The organism is Gilliamella sp. Imp1-1, assembly GCF_001690415.1.
Taxonomy (GTDB): domain Bacteria; phylum Pseudomonadota; class Gammaproteobacteria; order Enterobacterales; family Orbaceae; genus Gilliamella; species Gilliamella bombi.
The window spans coordinates 1-17,485 of sequence record NZ_LZHK01000020.1; the positions used below are offsets into that span (position 1 = coordinate 1).

Consider the following 17,485-nt stretch of genomic DNA (forward strand, 5'->3'; position numbering starts at 1 on the left):
TAAAGCAAGCAGCACTGATAATAGGACGAAAATCGCTATCCTAAAAGCAAATCGACATCGTTATAGCATAACAAAGCTATGTCAATATTTAGGATTATCAAGACATTATGCTTATTATCAGTGTAAATTGAATAGACAAAAATCAGTAGGGCTTTATGCCAATAAAATCGTGACGCTATTTAATCAGAGCTATCAGTCTTATGGTACAAGACGAATTCGTTTTGATTTACAGAAAGAGAATATTTGGGTGTCACGCCGTTACATTGCTCGGGTGATGAAAGCCTTATTGCTGGTATCAAAATACACCGTTAAACGTTATCAATCTCACACTACGGAAGTGAATGAAACCGCCATAGAAAATCACCTGCAACGACAATTTGATGTAGGTGATAAAAAACAAATTGTTGTTGCAGATTTAACCTATATTCAAGTTAAGCAACGTTGGAACTATTTATGTGTTTTAGTGAACTTATCCGATAGGCAAATTGTCGGTTACCATGTTGGTCAACATAAAACAGCAGAGCTTGTTATGTCGGCATTAAGCCAAATTAAACTGCCATTATCAAAATTGGATTTATTTCATTCAGACCGAGGCAAAGAGTTTGATAATCGGTTATTAGAGGCGTGTTTTAAGACATTTAATATCACGCATTCATTAAGCAAGAAAGGGTGTCCATATGACAATGCGGTAGCGGAAGCGACATTTAAAACAATTAAAACGGAATTTGTAAAAGGCCAACGTTTCAACTCAACGGCTGAATTACAACGCGCTTTTTCGGCTTATGCTTATTGGTATAATCATAAACGATTACATTCTTCGTTAGGCTACTTGCCTCCCGTTGAATTTAAAAAACACTTACCCCTTAATTTTTTTGTTTGAAAATGTGTTGCCATTCCAGTTTACCTTACCCCTTAAAAATAAGTTATATGAATCAGTGTAGCCGATCCATTTGAATTTCCTAAAACAATATTAGTTTCAAGTTTTCCTATCATATCTAAAAGACTTAGAAAATTACTCTAGAAATAAATATAAATTTTTTATTAATTATCGCTATTGTCTCAATATGTTCTTATTTCAGTTTTTATAATTACATTTTTTTCCAGATTAATCTGGAAAAAAATGTAATCGTCTTATTAGGTTAACTAATTATACTTTAAAACAAAAATAATGAATAAATTGTCACAAAATACAAAAGGGGTTTGGTAATGGAAAGACAAATACAATTGCTGAAACTACTTTTCAATGAATCAGAATTTAAACCAGCAGCTTATTTTAGTTCAAAATTATCCATTTCAACTAAAACCGTTTATTGTGACATTGAAAAGTTAAATGAGCAGCTGTTAGTTGCCCCAAATAGTGATATTTATATCGAAAAAGCCCCACGTAAAGGGTTAATACTGATGGGAAATAAAAGCAGTATTGATTCGGTAATTTGTTATTTAGAACAAAACAATAGTCATGGTTATTTTAATAAAAACTCACGCCGATTAACGCCAGAATATCGTCGTTTAGATATTATAAAGCGTTGTTTGTTAAATCAAGAAACTGTTTCATTAGAGCAACTTTCTGATGATTATATTGTTAGTAAAACATCACTTCATAAAGATATCGAATTTATTAACCATTCATTAGAATCAGAAAACGTTTTATTAAATGTAACGCATAAAGCCATTGTTGTAGAAGGTAAAGAAAACCAAATTCAACGCGCTATTAAGCATTTTTTATTGTTATATATTAATAAACAAGATGGTTATTATCTAAATCAATTAATGAAAACATTGATGGACAATGATTCTTTTGAGCAAATTAGTCAATTATTATTTGAACACTATGAATCAATAGTTCAACAATCTTCAGAATATTATTTATCATCTTTATTGATATCAATAGCAATACAGTTAAAACGGTTAACTTTAGGTAATGCTATTGATGAAGAAGATGATTTTTTATTTAACCATATCCGTTACATGCAATCGTATTTAATTGCATCTGAACTTGCTAAAAAACTTGAAGTTACTTTTAAAATTGCATTTTCAACTAACGATATTAAATATCTAAGTAAACTGTTTTTCGCTCATCGAATTATTGACGAGTCGGTAAAAGTTGATGACAGCTGCTATGAACAAATCATCCGTAAAATAATAAAAAAAATAGGCGAAATTGAAGGTATTGATTTATTAAAAGATAATAAATTGTTTCACTCATTGTTATCTCACTTTCCACCTATGCTTACGCGTTTGCAAAAGAAAATACGTATTATCAATCCGATACTAAAAGAAATAAAACTTGAGTATTCAAAATTATTTAGCGTATTGTGGTATGCACTTTCTGATTTAGAACGCAAATTTGATATTCGTTTAAATGACGATGAAATCTCATTTTTATTGATTCATTTTCAAATAGCTTTAGATAAGGCAGCTGATGCGAATAATATTGTAATTATTTGCCAATATGGTTGTTCTTCATCGAATTTGATTCTCAATAAAGTTCGAAAGATCTTGCCTTCTAAAGATAATATCGAGGTTTATTCGGTTTCGAAATTGACATCGGCAAATCTCAGTAATGTCGATTTAATTATTACTACACTTGATATTAATAATCTAAATAAACCAGTTGTTAAAATATCATCTTTATTAAATACCAATGACTATCAAAATATTATTCAGGCTTATGCAAATTATGTATTAAATAAACCGTCCGATTTTTCTGAAAGCACAAATTATTACCCATCTACTGCAAAATATGTACATCCAGATCTTATTCAATTAAATATCGAAATTGATAATAAAAATGAATGTATTAATCAATTAATACTTCATCTTGAAAATAAAGGTTATGTAACTGATCAATATCGTGATTCTGTTTTACACCGCGAAGAAATAGGTGACACATCTATCGAAAATGGCATTGCTTTACCCCACGGCTCACCCATGTTTGTGAACAAATCAAGTATATCAATTATGACATTACGCAAGCCAATCAAATGGGGAGTTATTGATGTTAGCGTAATTATTATGGTTAGTCTTTCAGAAGAAAATATTAACAGTATTAATGAGGTATTCACCGAAATTTACAAAATTGTTTCTAACAAACACGTTATAGCAACGTTAAAAAATATCACTAGCTTCAAACAACTAAAATCATTTTTAAATAATCAAAGAGGAGTCAAAAATGTACTTTGATAAGCATTTATGCCTTTTTAATATTGAGGCATCAAATCAAGAACAAGTCCTAACACAAATGGCACAAATGTTACTTATTAATGGAATTGTTAAACAAGATTTTTTAGAAGGTATTTTGCAGAGAGAAAAGCAGTATCCAACTGGTTTATTGGTTAATTCAATTGGGTTTGCTTTGCCACACACAGATTCATCGAAAGTTAAACAATCTCAAATTTGTTTTGCATCATTAAAACAGCCAGTCACTTTTAAAGGTATGACTGATGAAAATGAAAAAATTCCTGTCAAATTTATCTTTATGCTTGCCATGAAACAGCCTCATGAACAAGTCGAAAATTTGCAAAATTTGATAGGGTTATTCCAAAACGAACAAGAAATAAAACAATTAGAACAATGTCATTCAACTAAGGAATTTATCGCTATTTTAAATAAAGTGGGCGTTAAATAAAAAGATAACTTTTATTAAGGAGTTCTGAAATGGATAGTGTAATTAATATTTTTCAATGGCTAATAGGTTTAGGGGGGGTAGTATTTTTACCTATCATAATATTTATTATTGCTCTTTTTTTTAGAGTACCATTTTCAAAAGCTATTATGGCGGGTATTACCGTTGGTATTGGTATAGTTGGTTTAGGTTTAGTGATTTCTTTATTGTCCGACACTTTAGGTGTTGCCATCCAAAAAATGGGGGAACAATACGGAACATCATTAAGTATTATGGATATTGGATGTGGTGTGGGTGGTCCATTGGCATTTTCAACTACATTAGGATTACTCCTTATTCCTATTTCTTTAGTAATTAATTTTATCTTTATTTCACTTGGTTGGACTCGCACATTAAATGTTGATATTTGGAATTTTTGGTTTGCAATATTTTTAGGATTAGTAGCATATTCCGTTACAGGATTATACTGGGTCGGTATTATTGGATGTATTACCGCTGTTATGTTGCAATGGTTCTTAGCTGATTTATTACAAAAACCAATTAGTTCTTTTTTTGGCTATCCGGGTATTTCAATCACTCATTTAATGGCATTATCGGGAGCAATTGTTGCCATTCCATTAAATTGGATTTTTGACCACATTCCAGGCTTTAACAAATTAAACGCCGATTCAGAAACGTTAACTAAAAGATTTGGTATTTTTGGTGATACGGTGGTTATTGGTTTAATTATTGGTTTAGTTGTAGGTATTTTAGCTGGTTATGATGTGCCACAAATAGGTAAATTAGCTATTTCAACTGCAGCGATTATGAAAATAATGCCCAAAATGGTTGCTATGTTTATGGAAGGTTTGCTACCAGTTGCTGAAGCTGCACGTGAATTTACTAGTAAAAAATTAAATGGCAAACAGGTTAATATTGGTATGGATGCAGCATTAACAGTTGGACATCCAGCTGTTATGGCAACGGCATTAATTATGGTTCCGGTTTCACTATTATTAGCCTTAATTCTACCTGGTAATAAGGTATTACCTTTCGGTGATTTAGCCTTCTATGCTTTTGGTATCTGTTTGATGGTGCCATTTTTCAAAGGAAATATTGTTCGTTCAATTATTGGCGGCACAATTTATTTAGTAATTTGTCTATATATGGCAACTTGGCTCTCACCAGTTATTACCGATGTATTCCATTTGGCTAATTATGACGTGGGTACAGCTCGTATTATTACAGTTATTTTATGTGGTTTATGGCCGGTAACTTTGTTTGTTTTATTACTAAATTATCTTGGATATGTAGGATTAATTGGCTTAGCACTAGTTATTTTATGTTTACTTATTTATATCAATAAAATTAGAAGAATTGAAATATATTAAAAGGATAAATCAATATGAAAAATTTACTCATTATGTGTGGTGCAGGGCATGCAACATCAACTATTGCTGTTAGCAAAGTGTCGAAATGGCTCAATGATGAAAAATTGACGGAAAATGTAAAAATCTATCAATCAAAAATAGCTGATGAATTAAATAAAATTGATTCATATGATGTCGTTATCAGCACAACTATTGTGCCAGAATCAATCAAAGATAAAGTCATAAATGGCTTACCTTTATTAACCGGGGTTGGATTAAACGATTTTTTTGTTGAGCTAAAAAAACGCTTAACCATCTAGTATTAAATTATTAAATAAAGTGTATAAAACAGCGTCCCACTTACTTTGTTGTTTAATCTAATATAACAAGTAAATGGGGCATATTCCTAAGGAACAAGATTAATATGAACATTTTGCATCATGCCATGAAAATACAAACTGTTGCTGGCAGACACTCTTATCATGATATTACCGATGAGTTGAACCGCTTTATTGAGCAATCAAATATCCAAAACGGACAACTAACCATCACTACAACGCATACCACTTGCTCGCTTTTTTTTGATGAATACATGCATGATACTAACTTTTTTGGTGATGAGTTTTTACACGTTGATATTAATAATATTTTAGAAAAAATAGTCCCTAAAATGACTAGCGAAAATCAATACAACAGCCCGGGACCTAAGCATGTTGAGTTTGGTTTAAATTTAAGTGATCCTAATTATCCTGCCGAAAAATGGGTAATGCTCAATACTGATGCACATATTAAATCTTCTTTGTTTGGTAGTTTTTCGATTGTATTAATTATTAAAAATGGCAAGCCTCTCATGGGGGAACTAGGACGTGTTTATTTTGTTGATTGGGATGCATTACGAGAAAGAACCCGTAATGTTAATTTTATGTTGATGGGTTGCGAATAAGAGGTAGGAGGGATAACCATGATTTTGTCTCCATCGTTATTTAATTCAGATCTTTACTTTATCAAAGAAACATTAGATAAGCTTGATTTGCTTGGTATTACGCATTTACATATTGATGTAATGGATAATCACTATGTGCCAAATTTAGGTTTCAATGCAGGGTTTGTGTCAAATTTGAAATCACATACGAATTTTATTTTAGATTGCCACCTAATGGTTGAAAAGCCTGAATCAACGATATTAGACTTTATTGAAGCTAAACCAGATATTATCACTTTTCATTATGAAGCAACGGTTCATCACTCTTTTATAATCAATAAAATAAAAAATAGTAATATAAAAGTAGGTTTAGCTATCAATCCAAGCACCTCGGTTGAACAAATAAAAATGCTATTACCGTTTATTGATCTTATCCTTGTAATGACTGTTAACCCAGGCCAAAAAAACGAATTTTTTTTACCATTCACGTTACAAAAAATTGAACAACTGAATTTAGAAAGAAAAGAGAGAAATTATCATTATGATATTCAAGTAGATGGGAATATTACAGACCAAACCATATCGCCATGTGTAAAAGCTGGCGCTAATAATATTGTTTCAGGTGGATTTATTTTTAACAATAATGATATTCAAAACAATATTGAAAAATTAAAATTGGCAATAAATTAGGGATATGAAATGAGTATAAAAGAAATATTAAACAATATATTAACTGAAGTTTCGGAACAAATAGATGCAATAAACGAAGTACAATTAAATGAATTCAAAAACGCTATTATTAAAGCTAAACATCTATTTTTAGCTGGGACAGGGCGTTCAGGATTAATGATAAGCGCTTTCGCTAATCGATTAATGCATTTAGGTTTGAATGTCAGCTTAATTAGCGAAATCAGCAAACCTAGAGCAAATAAAGGCGATTTGCTTATTCTAGGCTCTAACTCGGGTGAAACTAAAAGTTTAATTGCCTATGCACAACAAGCAAAAAAATTGGGGGTTAAAGTTATATTATTAACAACAAATAGCACCTCAACTTTGGCAAAGTTAGCCGATAATATTGTTGTTATTCCTATCAAAGTAGTTAAATTAAACCAACCAATGGGTAGTATATTTGAGCAACTATCTTTATTGACATATGATAGCCTTATTTATAGTTTGATGGAAAGCTTACAACAGACTCCAGATGTAATGAAGATGCGACATGCAAATATTGAGTGATTTTTGCATTTTGTACATAAAACTTATCGTATTTGAGAAAGTTTTATCAAAATGCATAAGTTTTAATAGCAGCTTATTGCTGCTGTTACGATACATTAGTTATTAGTGTCGAAATGTTTAACAAGTCAAAGTGTGGACATACCAAGAACACAAAGCGATAACAAAAGATTTGAAAGCGAATTTCATCACCAATGCAATAGAGTCTTTAAACAGTCCTATTCGCCATATCATCAAGAAATGTAAAGTTTTACAAACAGATAACTCTGTTAAAAAAGTCATTTTTTGGACAATACCACACGCTTGTAATAAATTGTCTATATCAATCCAAAACTAAAAAAGTGCCATAAGTCGGTTCATTATAAAATTTGGTGACAGAATCAACCGTCACCTTGAATATTGAATAGGTAAATACACAAAATTTAGGGTAGTACCTTTCAATCTGATTTTCTAGTTAATTTCTTAATAGCAAACGAGCAAATAGGAATAATCTCACGCTTTTCTTGCTGTAATTTTTCTACTACAAGGTCTAATAAATTATCTGCAATACCTTGACCACGATACGCAGAATCAACATAAGTATGATTAATAGTAGCTTTATCTTTTCCGACCCTTGTAAAGGTCATTTCAGCTATTTCTTTATTATTAGCATCACAAGCATAAAAACGATCATTATCTTCTAAAAAATGTAGTGTCATAAAATTACCAATATAACATTGTAATTAGTTTACTATGATTCACATCCATACTTGATAAATAAAAACTCTTTTATTATTAAAAGCAGCCTAATTCCATATCGACTCATTTTAAAGGAGTTAGTAGATAAACAAATAGGTGACTGTCATAAAATATCATTTTTACCAGTTCACCTATTAATAAAACAATCAGATATTTATCTAATACTAATTATGCTTAAATGGCAAAATTAACATTTAAAATAATCGTTTGGCTGTATTGTATAGATCCATATCAAATGGACGCTTCATATTATTGATAGCATCTATAATATCGTGATGTACTAATTTACCATTTTGTACGCCAACGCTTCTACCTGCATAGCCTTGTAGCAGTAATTCAACAGCATAAGCCCCCATACGAGACCCCAAAATACGATCATAAGGGACAGGAGAACCACCACGTTGAACGTGCCCTAATACTGTGGCACGAGTTTCGTGATGAACAGCAGCTTCAATGTCTACTGCAAGTTGATTTACATCACACATATGTTCAGTAACAGTCACAATTGCATGTTTTTTACCTTTTGCAAAGCCTAGTTTAATTTCTTCGATTAGATCTTCCTTCGTATAAGAAACCTCTGGAATAATCATAAATTCGCAACCACCAGCAACTGCTGCATTTAAGGTTAAATCACCACAATCTCGCCCCATTATTTCAATAACTGAAATTCGGTTATGTGAAGAACAAGTATCACGTAATCTATCGATTGCTTCAACAGCAGTACTAAGCGCAGTAAAATAACCTATAGTATAATCAGTACCACGAATATCATTATCAATGGTTCCTGGTAAACCAATACATGGAAAACCTTCTTCAGTTAATCGCATTGCGCCCATATATGAACCATCACCACCAATAACAACTAAAGCATCAATTTGATGTTTTTTTAGATTAGCAATGGCTTTTTGTCTTACAGCTTTATCTTTAAACTCTGGAAATCTAGCCGAACCAAGAAATGTACCACCACGAGTAATAATATCAGATACACTTGAACGCTTTAGTTGAACAATGCGATCTTCGCAAAGTCCCATATAACCATCATAAACACCAAAAACATCCAACCCTTCTGATAATGCTGTTCTCACTACACCTCGAATAGCTGCATTCATTCCTGGAGCGTCGCCACCACTGGTTAAAATACCTATTTTTTTTATCATATAAATAACTCCAAATTATTAACTTTTAGTTATTATAGAGTCTTAACAGATATCTAACAATAGACAATAAAAGCTATTTTTGATTAATTTTTCTACTTCATCATTTCGATGGGTACAACAGAAATTGGATCTTGATGAATAATCACTGTTGCAGGAGAAAATTCTTTAGAAATATGTTTTTCAATAGCATCAGCAATGGCATGAGCAGTGATTAAAGGCATATCATCGTCTAATTCAAGATGCAATTGAATAAATTTAAGAGGGCCTGCTTGGCGGGTCTTTAGATCATGAAAACCTCTTACATCTGGATATGAAGCCACAATTTCAGCTATTCGCAAATTATCACTATCTGGTAAGGCGTGATCTAATAGGTCTTTAATTGCATTATGTGCAATATGATAAGCATTATAACAAATATACAAAGCAATAAAAAATGCAAAGACCGCATCAGCATAAGTAATGCCATACCAACTTAAACAAAGTGCAATTATAACAGCAATATTCAACAGCATGTCGGAAGAATAGTGCAACATATCGGCTTGAATAGCATTACTTTTAGTGATTTTTACAACATATCTTTGATACAAAACAAGAATGCATGTCACTACAGCAGAAACAGTTGAAACAATAATCCCCAATAAAGGTTCCTGTAGTTCATTCGGATAAATAAAAGAGCGAATACTAGAAAGTAACAAAATTATTGCAGAACCAATAATAAACGCGCTTTGTAATAATGCTGCCAAAGATTCTGCCTTGCCATGACCAAAGGTATGATCAGCATCTGCGGGTTTTAGTGCATAACGAACTAAAAAAAAGTTAACACCAGAAGCAAGTAAATCGATACTTGAATCTAATAATGAGGCAAATAAACTTATTGAACCGGTAAACCAGCAAGTAATAAATTTAATTATAATTAATGAAATAGAGATTGAAACAGCACCTAGCGTTGCTCTTTTAACTAATTTTTCATACAAATGTGAATTTGACATTTAGTGCCTATTTATTGATAGGATTCAATCCCCAATGGAAGAACTAGCTGCCGAGCGATCTCCGCTGCTTTCATTTCACCTAACAACACAGCAATAATTTTTAAAGCAAAATCAATAGACGTTGCGGGACCTTGGCTAGTAATAACTTTATACGACTCATCAAAATAAACCCTATCGGACTTCCAATTTTTAAACGCCTCTTTAGTGGTTGGATAACCGGTCATATATGCGTGTGGAAATAAACTATGATGTTGTAAAACCATAGCAGGAGAAGCACAGATTGCAGCAACAATACCACCACTTTGGTGCGTTTGTTTCAATTTTTCGATTAACAATGGGCAATCTCGAAAATTTTCAGCACCTTTAACACCTCCAGGTAAAACAACAACATCAAAATCAATGTATTGAACATCCGAAAGCATTTTTTTTGCCAAAATGGTTACTCCTCGAGAACATTCAATTTCACGAGAACTTGAAATACTTGCAGTAGTAACTTTAATATCAGCTCGGGTTAATAAATCAATAGTGGTTACCGCTTCTGTTTCTTCACAACCATTCGATAAAAACACCAATGCTTGCTTTGTCATCATTACGCTCCTTTTGAAAAAACAACTTATTAATTTTTTAGCGAAAATGAATTATTTCACCCTTTCAATATTGGCGCCTAATTTTCTTAATTTTGCTTCAATATTGTCATAGCCTCGATCTATATGGTAAATACGATCAACAGTGGTTAAACCTTCAGCAATACAACCAGCTAAAACTAGACTCGCTGACGCCCGCAAATCCGTCGCCATTACTTGTGCACCGCTCAATGTTTCAACACCATGGGTAATTAAGGTATTACCTTCAATTTCTGCCTTTGCACCCATGCGAATTAGCTCAGGAACATGCATAAATCGATTTTCGAAAATGGTTTCTTTAATGATTCCTGTACCTTCAGCAACCATATTTAGCAATGAGAATTGTGCTTGCATATCAGTAGGAAAACCTGGATGCGGAGCAGTATGAATGTTAACAGCTTTCGCCCTTTTTCCTTGCATATCTAAACAAATCCAATCTTCACCTACCTCAATCTTGGCACCAGCTTCCTTCAATTTAGAAAGCACCGCATCAAGTAGGGTTGGATCGGTTTTACGGCAAGTGATTTTACTTCTAGATATAGCTGCCGCAACTAAAAAAGTCCCAGTTTCAATACGATCAGGAACTATTTCATGTATACCACCACCTAAACGTTCAACCCCTTCTATCTCAATACGCATTGTACCTGCACCAGTAATTTTAGCGCCTAACATATTTAGGAACTTAGCGGTATCAACAATTTCAGGTTCACATGCTGCATTTTCGATGACAGTTTTGCCTTCAGCCAAAGTTGCGGCTGACATAATCGTAACGGTCGCACCAACACTTACTTTATCCATGACAATATGAGTACCTTTTAGTTTTCCATTGACCGACGCTTTAACATAGCCTTCATCAAGTGTGATTGTCGCACCAAGTTGTTCAAGACCACTAATATGAAGATCAACAGGCCTTGCACCAATAGCACAACCGCCAGGTAATGAAACTTGTCCTTGCCCAAAACGAGCAACAAGGGGACCCAAAGCCCAAATTGAAGCACGCATAGTTTTTACTAGCTCATAAGGTGCACAGTAGTTATTCAGATGACCTGCATCAAGGTGAATAGCATCATTTCGTTCATATTTTACACCTAGCTGGCCTAGCAATTCCAAAGTTGTATCGATATCTTTTAACTTAGGAACATTTCGAAGTTCTACTGGTTTTTCTGCCAAAATTGCAGAAAATAAAATGGGTAGCGCAGCATTTTTTGCGCCAGAAATAACCACTTCGCCATTTAGCGATGTTGGTCCTGTTACGTGAAACTTTTCCATTATTAACTCTTATGCGTGACAAATTGGCGATTATTATAGAAGTTATTTACTAATAATTAAATGAATTTCATTAAAAATTGAAAATATCACTTTTTTGAGATCAATAAAAACAAATTTAAATCAATAAGTTAAAAATTTATCTTATTTTGAATCTAGTAAATAATTACGATTAATCAATGATTGATTCAAACGAATTAGCGCTTTATAGTGAATATATTATTTTTACATATAATTTGGGTTATATGACATATACCGCAAGATATCCTTATATCAATACGATAATATTCAGTCGAGGGAAAAATATATTTGATTCACTTGCAAAAACAAGTCAGATTAATAACAAAAATAAATTCATTAAAAAAAGAACGTTTATATCTAATTTTATACTGAAACACATAGTTACCTGAAACTTTTTTACAAGTTAACTGGCATAGAGAAGTGCTCATCTTTAATAGTCACACATAATTTAATTTGCTAACATAAATGGTTTTTAAACATGGTAAGAAAATACACAATAACATGGATTACGATATCGCAATTATAGGACTAGGACCTGCTGGCAGTACGCTAGCCCGTTTACTTAGTCCTTCATTCAAAGTCATTGCATTAGATACAAAACATAAAACGGGAAATGGTGGATTCCATAAACCTTGTGGGGGACTATTAGCAGATGATGCGCAAAAAGCCTTTGCTAGGCAAAATATAAACTTACCAGCTGGTATTTTAACTGATCCTCAAATTTTTAGTGTCAGAACTTATGACTTACAAACCAAACTTATTCGCAACTATCAGCGAAGTTATGTGAGTTTTGATAGGCACAAATTTGATCTGTGGCTAAAATCACTAATACCATCAAATGTAACGGTTCTTCATAATACACTCTGTAAAGAAGTAAGACGTATTATTGATGGTTATCAGATCACTTATCTTGATGAAAATAAAAATGAACACAACGCCACTGCTCAATATGTGGTTGGTGCTGACGGCGCCAATTCTCTGGTTAGACGAATGCGATATCCTCAACATACGATAAGACAATATGTAGCGATACAACAATGGTTTATAGAGCAACATCCAACTCCATTTAATTCTTGTATATTCGACAATGAATTAACAAATTGCTACTCGTGGAGTATTTCAAAAAATGGTTATTTTATCTTTGGCGGTGCTTTTCCTAAAAAAGTAGCGAATCAAAATTTTGAACAATTAAAAGAAAAATTGACTACACAAGGTTTTATTTTTGGCAAACCTCTCAAAACAGAAAAATGTTTAGTGGTTTATCCAAATCGGCTACGTGATTTTTATACTGGTAATGAAAATATTTTTTTAATTGGTGAAGCTGCTGGTTTTATTAGTGCTAGTTCGTTAGAAGGTATTAGCTATGCTTTAGATAGCGCTGAAATTTTAAGTAAAATATTAAATAGTGGCCATCCAAAACCTAATAAATGTTATTATCAACGTACAATACCATTACGCTTCAAACTTTATAGTAAAATTGTTAAAGCCAAACTATTAACAACTCCTTTGTGGCGTAAATTAATAATGAAAAGTAAGATTCAGCATATTGAATAACTTAAAATAAAAAATAATAATGAAATATATTGGGAAATATTAATTATGTTTGATGTAAACGATCTGATCCGTTTTAACCACGAATGGTCAGAAAAAATAGAGCAAGAAGATCCTGAATTTTTTAAACAACTTGCCGTTGAACAAAACCCGAAATTTTTATGGATCGGCTGTTCAGACAGTCGTGTGTCAGCAGAAAAACTCATTAAGTTAAAGCCAGGTGAGTTATTTGTGCATCGTAATGTCGGTAATCTTGTAATACACACTGATTTAAACTGTTTATCTGTCGTTCAATATGCAGTGGATGTACTTAAAATTGAAGATATCATTGTTTGTGGTCATTTAGGTTGTGGTGGAATTCGTGATGCGGTTGAAAATCCTGATTTAGGGCTAATTAATAACTGGTTACTGCATATTCGTGATCTTTGGTTTCGAAACAGCTCACTTCTAGGGGAATTTCCACCCGATATCCGTTTGGATGTTTTATGTGAACTTAATGTAATCGAACAAGTCTACAATCTTGGACACTCTACAATTATTCAATCTGCATGGCAACGAGGTCAAAAGGTTAATTTGCATGGTTGGGTTTATGGAATTCATAATGGCAAAATTACTGATTTGCATATCACTTCATCAAGTAGCGAAAATCTTGAAATTAACTACCGAGAAGCTATTTCTTATCTTCTAAATTTACATAAATCTCACTAATTAGCCCATGATTTTTATTTAAAACGATGGATAACTTGATTGCTGCTTCCTCGCCATAATAGACGAGGATCAGCAAGTTCCTGCACAAATTTTCCATCAATTAACACATCAATATAAGGAATAACTGCTTGTTGTTCAGCAGTTAACTCATCAAGCTTATACCCAGTCCAAAGCCAGATATCTTTATTATCGCACTCAGATTTAACACGTTGGACCAGTTTTAATATAGTTGCAACGTTTTGAGGATGCAAAGGATCACCGCCAGAAAGCGATAATCCTTGACGTTTTATTTCAGTATCTTGTAAATCTTTAATGATTTGATCTTCAAGTGCTTGTGTAAATGGTAAACCAGAATTTACTCCCCATGTACTTTTGTTATAGCAACCTGGGCACTGATGTACACACCCGGAAACAAAAAGAACACAGCGAGTTCCTTCCCCATTAACAACATCGACAGAATAATAACGATGATAATTCATAAATATTTATTGATTATTAACCAATTTGACCATTATTTAAATGTTTAACTCGACGTTTTACTTCTTCTTGCTTACCTGCATTGAATGGGCGGGCATCAGGACTACCTAAATATCCACAAACACGACGAGTAACCGATACTTTTGAAGAATCATGATTTCCACAACTTGGGCAAACAAAGCCTTTGCTAGTACAAGAAAATTCACCAGTATAACCACATTCATAACATTCATCTATTGGCGTATTAGTCCCATAATAAGGAACTCGTGAATAACTATAATCCCAAACATCTTCTAATGCTTTGATATTGTTAATCATATTTGGATATTCGCCATAACAGATGAAACCACCATTAGCAACTTGAGGATAAAGTTTTTCAAATTCAATTTTTTCGTACGGATTAACCTTTTTCTCAACATCAAGATGGAAACTGTTAGTGTAATAACCTTTATCAGTAACACCTGGAATTACACCAAATTCAGCCGTATCAAGTCGGCAAAATCGATCACATAAATTTTCGCTTGGTGTGCTATATAAACTAAACCCATAACCAGTTTCGCTTTTCCATTGATCTACTGCATTACGTAAACGCTCAACAATTGCCACACCTTTTTCGCGTAATTTATCACTATCAAATGGATGCGTTTGATTTCCGTAAAGTGCATTTAATGTTTCATGAAGACCAATATAACCTAAAGAAATTGAAGCTCGCCCATTTTTGAAAATTTCAGAAACATTGTCATCTTCGTTAAGTCTTACACCACAAGCACCTTCCATATATAAAATTGGTGCCACTCGTGCTTTTACGCCATCAAGTCTAGCAATACGCGTCATTAATGCTTTTTTACATAGTTCTAAACGTTTATCTAAAATTTCCCAAAATCGAGCTTCATCACCTTTAGCTTCAATAGCTATACGAGGCAAATTTAGACTAATTACACCTAAATTATTGCGCCCATCATGAATTAACTGACCGTTTTCTTCATAAACACCCAAGAAACTTCGACAACCCATTGGTGTTTTAAATGAACCCGTCACCTCAACAACTTTATCGTAATTTAAAATATCTGGGTACATCCGTTTACTTGCACACTCAAGTGCAAGTTTTTTAATATCATAATTAACATCGCCCTGTTTATGGTTAATACCATCTTTAATGGCAAAAACAAGTTTTGGAAAAACTGCTGTTTTATGATTTTTACCTAATCCTTTGATACGAACTTTTAAAATAGACTCTTGAATTAAGCGTGATTCCCAACTAGTTCCTAAACCAAAACCAAAAGTAACAAACGGAGTTTGTCCATTAGCTGTGTGTAAAGTGTTTACTTCATATTCAAGAGATTGAAATGCATCATAACACTCTTTTTGAGTGCGACTTTCAGCATAAGCTTCTGGATTCGGAATATTCCATTCTTCAGCCACTTGTTTGTGTTTGTTATAACTAATAGTAACAAACTTTGCTAAAACCTCATCGATACGATTAATGGTCGTGCCACCATAAATATGGCTAGCAACTTGTGCTATAATTTGTGCAGTTACCGCAGTTGCTGTAGCAATTGATTTTGGAGGCTCAATCTCAGCATTACCCATTTTAAAACCATTAGTTAACATACCATCTAAGTCAATTAACATACAGTTAAACATAGGGAAAAATGGCGCATAATCTAAATCATGATAATGAATTTCACCACAATCATGAGCACGAGAAATATCTTTAGGTAATAAATACTGCTTCGCATAATGCCTTGCTACAATACCCGCAAGTAAATCACGTTGAGTTGGAATCACCTTGCTATCTTTGTTAGCATTTTCATTTAAAATGGCGACATTACTTTGCTCAATTAGTCCTCGAATATCCTGATTTAGACGGCTACGTTCTTCTCGAGCACGATCACGATCATGGCGATACTCAATATAAGTTCTCGCTAATTTTTTATAAGGGCCTGACATTAACTGATTTTCAACTGCATTTTGAATTTCGTTGATATCAACACTTTCACGTTCGCTCATTTGATTAGTAACAACACGAGCAACCGTTGCGCAATAATCTGGGTCATGAACATTCGTCGCCACAGCTGCTTTGACAATTGCATCTTTAATTCGAGTCTCATTAAATGCAGTTTGACAACCATCTCGTTTTATTACTACAGGCATATATACTCCTCAATATCCATCAATAACTCGCGTTAGTCACAGGTGTTATACCAACATTAATATTCGTTGTTATTATTCATTTTTTATCAAATCATTAGTTTTTTGATATAATCCCGATGTTTTCTACCGCTTAAATAACACTATATATAGTAAATAATATTCAATTATACACAATATATAGTGTTTTTCTAGGCTTTTTAATAAATGAAATCACTTGACAAATTTAAAATCAATAACGACAAGGATTTATGAAATATCGAAATACAAAAAAGGAAAAGAAGAAATAAGTTCACTAATAACAGATATACAAAAGTGCAAACTCTCTTGCACTTTTGTTTAGGGGCTGTTGATCTTTGCTGTACATAAATTACTCAACAATACATTGGCAGCCACATTAACATAAATGCCAGTGATACCATACTGGCATAATTCCTTTCTAACTTATCGTATCTAGTTGATATTGAACGATATTGCTTGATTCTAGCAAAGGCATTCTCGACTAAATGACGATAGCGATAAAGGCACCTATCCATACTGCTTTTATCTATATCCTTACCATAATTACGTTTAGCAATCACCGTTCGTCCGCCTTTTTGACGAACAAAGCACCGAAAAGGCTCGCTGTCATAACCTTTATCGGCTATCACTGTATTGACTTCATCGAGCTTTTCA

General features: G+C 33.0%; 18 protein-coding genes and 1 pseudogene. 11 read left to right on the plus strand and 8 right to left on the minus strand.

Annotated elements, in window-relative coordinates; all coding sequences use genetic code 11:
• The 9 genes and pseudogenes from A9G38_RS02185 to A9G38_RS12710 form a co-directional block, all read left to right on the plus strand.
• The coding region (locus A9G38_RS02185; RefSeq protein WP_081297942.1) for an IS3 family transposase at positions 1-880 on the plus strand (880 nt) is incomplete at its 5' end.
• Positions 881-1,206: 326 nt separating this feature from the next.
• Positions 1,207-3,183 carry a BglG family transcription antiterminator gene (locus tag A9G38_RS02190; protein WP_051634296.1) on the plus strand — a complete coding sequence of 659 codons (1,977 nt, stop codon included), beginning with the start codon at positions 1,207-1,209 and terminating at the stop codon, positions 3,181-3,183.
• Entirely contained in the window at positions 3,173-3,628 is a 456-nt protein-coding gene (locus A9G38_RS02195; RefSeq protein WP_034914438.1) for a PTS sugar transporter subunit IIA, read from the plus strand. The genes A9G38_RS02190 and A9G38_RS02195 overlap by 11 nt, the downstream gene beginning before the upstream one ends.
• Positions 3,629-3,657: 29 nt before the next feature.
• A complete protein-coding gene (locus tag A9G38_RS02200; protein ID WP_034914441.1) occupies positions 3,658-4,995 on the plus strand; it encodes a PTS galactitol transporter subunit IIC in 1,338 nt (445 codons plus the stop codon).
• A gap of 14 nt (positions 4,996-5,009) precedes the next feature.
• Positions 5,010-5,294: a PTS sugar transporter subunit IIB gene (locus A9G38_RS02205; RefSeq protein ID WP_034914444.1), complete on the plus strand. Its 285-nt coding sequence runs from the start codon at positions 5,010-5,012 to the stop codon at positions 5,292-5,294.
• A gap of 104 nt (positions 5,295-5,398) precedes the next feature.
• The gene (locus A9G38_RS02210) at positions 5,399-5,917 is read left to right on the plus strand and encodes a YjbQ family protein (protein ID WP_034914447.1); all 519 of its coding nucleotides are present in this window, start codon (positions 5,399-5,401) and stop codon (positions 5,915-5,917) included.
• 18 nt (positions 5,918-5,935) lie between these two features.
• On the plus strand, positions 5,936-6,586 hold the full coding sequence (locus A9G38_RS02215; RefSeq protein ID WP_034914450.1) for a ribulose-phosphate 3-epimerase: 651 nt from the start codon (positions 5,936-5,938) through the stop codon (positions 6,584-6,586).
• Between the two features lie 9 nt (positions 6,587-6,595).
• Positions 6,596-7,132 (plus strand): 6-phospho-3-hexuloisomerase, encoded by a 537-nt coding sequence (hxlB, locus tag A9G38_RS02220; RefSeq protein ID WP_034914452.1) that lies wholly within the window; start codon positions 6,596-6,598, stop codon positions 7,130-7,132.
• A gap of 172 nt (positions 7,133-7,304) precedes the next feature.
• Positions 7,305-7,466: pseudogene (locus tag A9G38_RS12710) on the plus strand (IS256 family transposase); the annotation flags it as partial.
• Between the two features lie 100 nt (positions 7,467-7,566).
• Here A9G38_RS12710 and A9G38_RS02225 read toward each other — a convergent pair.
• From A9G38_RS02225 to murA, 5 genes are all read right to left on the minus strand, one after another.
• Positions 7,567-7,827 (minus strand): GNAT family N-acetyltransferase, encoded by a 261-nt coding sequence (locus A9G38_RS02225; protein WP_034914455.1) that lies wholly within the window; start codon positions 7,825-7,827, stop codon positions 7,567-7,569.
• Between the two features lie 234 nt (positions 7,828-8,061).
• Positions 8,062-9,024, minus strand: a complete 963-nt coding sequence (gene pfkA, locus A9G38_RS02230) for a 6-phosphofructokinase (protein WP_034914458.1) — start codon at positions 9,022-9,024, stop codon at positions 8,062-8,064.
• A 92-nt stretch (positions 9,025-9,116) separates the two neighbouring features.
• Positions 9,117-10,013 carry a cation diffusion facilitator family transporter gene (locus A9G38_RS02235; protein ID WP_034914461.1) on the minus strand — a complete coding sequence of 299 codons (897 nt, stop codon included), beginning with the start codon at positions 10,011-10,013 and terminating at the stop codon, positions 9,117-9,119.
• An 11-nt stretch (positions 10,014-10,024) separates the two neighbouring features.
• Positions 10,025-10,600, minus strand: coding sequence for a DJ-1 family glyoxalase III (locus A9G38_RS02240; RefSeq protein ID WP_034914462.1), 576 nt, complete (start codon positions 10,598-10,600; stop codon positions 10,025-10,027).
• Positions 10,601-10,651: 51 nt separating this feature from the next.
• Entirely contained in the window at positions 10,652-11,905 is a 1,254-nt protein-coding gene (gene murA, locus A9G38_RS02245) for a UDP-N-acetylglucosamine 1-carboxyvinyltransferase (RefSeq protein WP_034914463.1), read from the minus strand.
• A 483-nt stretch (positions 11,906-12,388) separates the two neighbouring features.
• On the opposite strand from murA, the gene A9G38_RS02250 reads away from it, so the two are divergent.
• Together A9G38_RS02250 and can are read left to right on the plus strand one after the other, a co-directional pair.
• Positions 12,389-13,477 (plus strand): FAD-binding protein, encoded by a 1,089-nt coding sequence (locus A9G38_RS02250; protein ID WP_304363913.1) that lies wholly within the window; start codon positions 12,389-12,391, stop codon positions 13,475-13,477.
• Positions 13,478-13,522: 45 nt separating this feature from the next.
• Positions 13,523-14,182: a carbonate dehydratase gene (gene can / locus A9G38_RS02255; protein WP_034914468.1), complete on the plus strand. Its 660-nt coding sequence runs from the start codon at positions 13,523-13,525 to the stop codon at positions 14,180-14,182.
• Positions 14,183-14,196: 14 nt separating this feature from the next.
• Here can and nrdG read toward each other — a convergent pair whose 3' ends face one another.
• The 3 genes from nrdG to A9G38_RS12160 form a co-directional block, all read right to left on the minus strand.
• Positions 14,197-14,661: an anaerobic ribonucleoside-triphosphate reductase-activating protein gene (nrdG, locus tag A9G38_RS02260; protein WP_034914469.1), complete on the minus strand. Its 465-nt coding sequence runs from the start codon at positions 14,659-14,661 to the stop codon at positions 14,197-14,199.
• 16 nt (positions 14,662-14,677) lie between these two features.
• Positions 14,678-16,813, minus strand: a complete 2,136-nt coding sequence (gene nrdD, locus A9G38_RS02265; RefSeq protein ID WP_034914472.1) for an anaerobic ribonucleoside-triphosphate reductase — start codon at positions 16,811-16,813, stop codon at positions 14,678-14,680.
• A 371-nt stretch (positions 16,814-17,184) separates the two neighbouring features.
• Positions 17,185-17,485: transposase (locus A9G38_RS12160; RefSeq protein ID WP_176713215.1), on the minus strand; the 301-nt coding region annotated here is incomplete at its 5' end.

What these genes read in the sequence shown, in the direction of transcription:
- A9G38_RS02190 (WP_051634296.1), top strand. Translation starts at nt 1,207, where the DNA reads ATGGAAAGACAAATACAATTGCTGAAACTACTTTTCAATGAATCAGAA.
- A9G38_RS02195 (WP_034914438.1), top strand. Translation starts at nt 3,173, where the DNA reads ATGTACTTTGATAAGCATTTATGCCTTTTTAATATTGAGGCATCAAAT.
- A9G38_RS02200 (WP_034914441.1), top strand. Translation starts at nt 3,658, where the DNA reads ATGGATAGTGTAATTAATATTTTTCAATGGCTAATAGGTTTAGGGGGG.
- A9G38_RS02205 (WP_034914444.1), top strand. Translation starts at nt 5,010, where the DNA reads ATGAAAAATTTACTCATTATGTGTGGTGCAGGGCATGCAACATCAACT.
- A9G38_RS02210 (WP_034914447.1), top strand. Translation starts at nt 5,399, where the DNA reads ATGAACATTTTGCATCATGCCATGAAAATACAAACTGTTGCTGGCAGA.
- A9G38_RS02215 (WP_034914450.1), top strand. Translation starts at nt 5,936, where the DNA reads ATGATTTTGTCTCCATCGTTATTTAATTCAGATCTTTACTTTATCAAA.
- hxlB (WP_034914452.1), top strand. Translation starts at nt 6,596, where the DNA reads ATGAGTATAAAAGAAATATTAAACAATATATTAACTGAAGTTTCGGAA.
- A9G38_RS02225 (WP_034914455.1), bottom strand. Translation starts at nt 7,827, where the DNA reads ATGACACTACATTTTTTAGAAGATAATGATCGTTTTTATGCTTGTGAT.
- pfkA (WP_034914458.1), bottom strand. Translation starts at nt 9,024, where the DNA reads ATGATAAAAAAAATAGGTATTTTAACCAGTGGTGGCGACGCTCCAGGA.
- A9G38_RS02235 (WP_034914461.1), bottom strand. Translation starts at nt 10,013, where the DNA reads ATGTCAAATTCACATTTGTATGAAAAATTAGTTAAAAGAGCAACGCTA.
- A9G38_RS02240 (WP_034914462.1), bottom strand. Translation starts at nt 10,600, where the DNA reads ATGACAAAGCAAGCATTGGTGTTTTTATCGAATGGTTGTGAAGAAACA.
- murA (WP_034914463.1), bottom strand. Translation starts at nt 11,905, where the DNA reads ATGGAAAAGTTTCACGTAACAGGACCAACATCGCTAAATGGCGAAGTG.
- A9G38_RS02250 (WP_304363913.1), top strand. Translation starts at nt 12,389, where the DNA reads ATGGTTTTTAAACATGGTAAGAAAATACACAATAACATGGATTACGAT.
- can (WP_034914468.1), top strand. Translation starts at nt 13,523, where the DNA reads ATGTTTGATGTAAACGATCTGATCCGTTTTAACCACGAATGGTCAGAA.
- nrdG (WP_034914469.1), bottom strand. Translation starts at nt 14,661, where the DNA reads ATGAATTATCATCGTTATTATTCTGTCGATGTTGTTAATGGGGAAGGA.
- nrdD (WP_034914472.1), bottom strand. Translation starts at nt 16,813, where the DNA reads ATGCCTGTAGTAATAAAACGAGATGGTTGTCAAACTGCATTTAATGAG.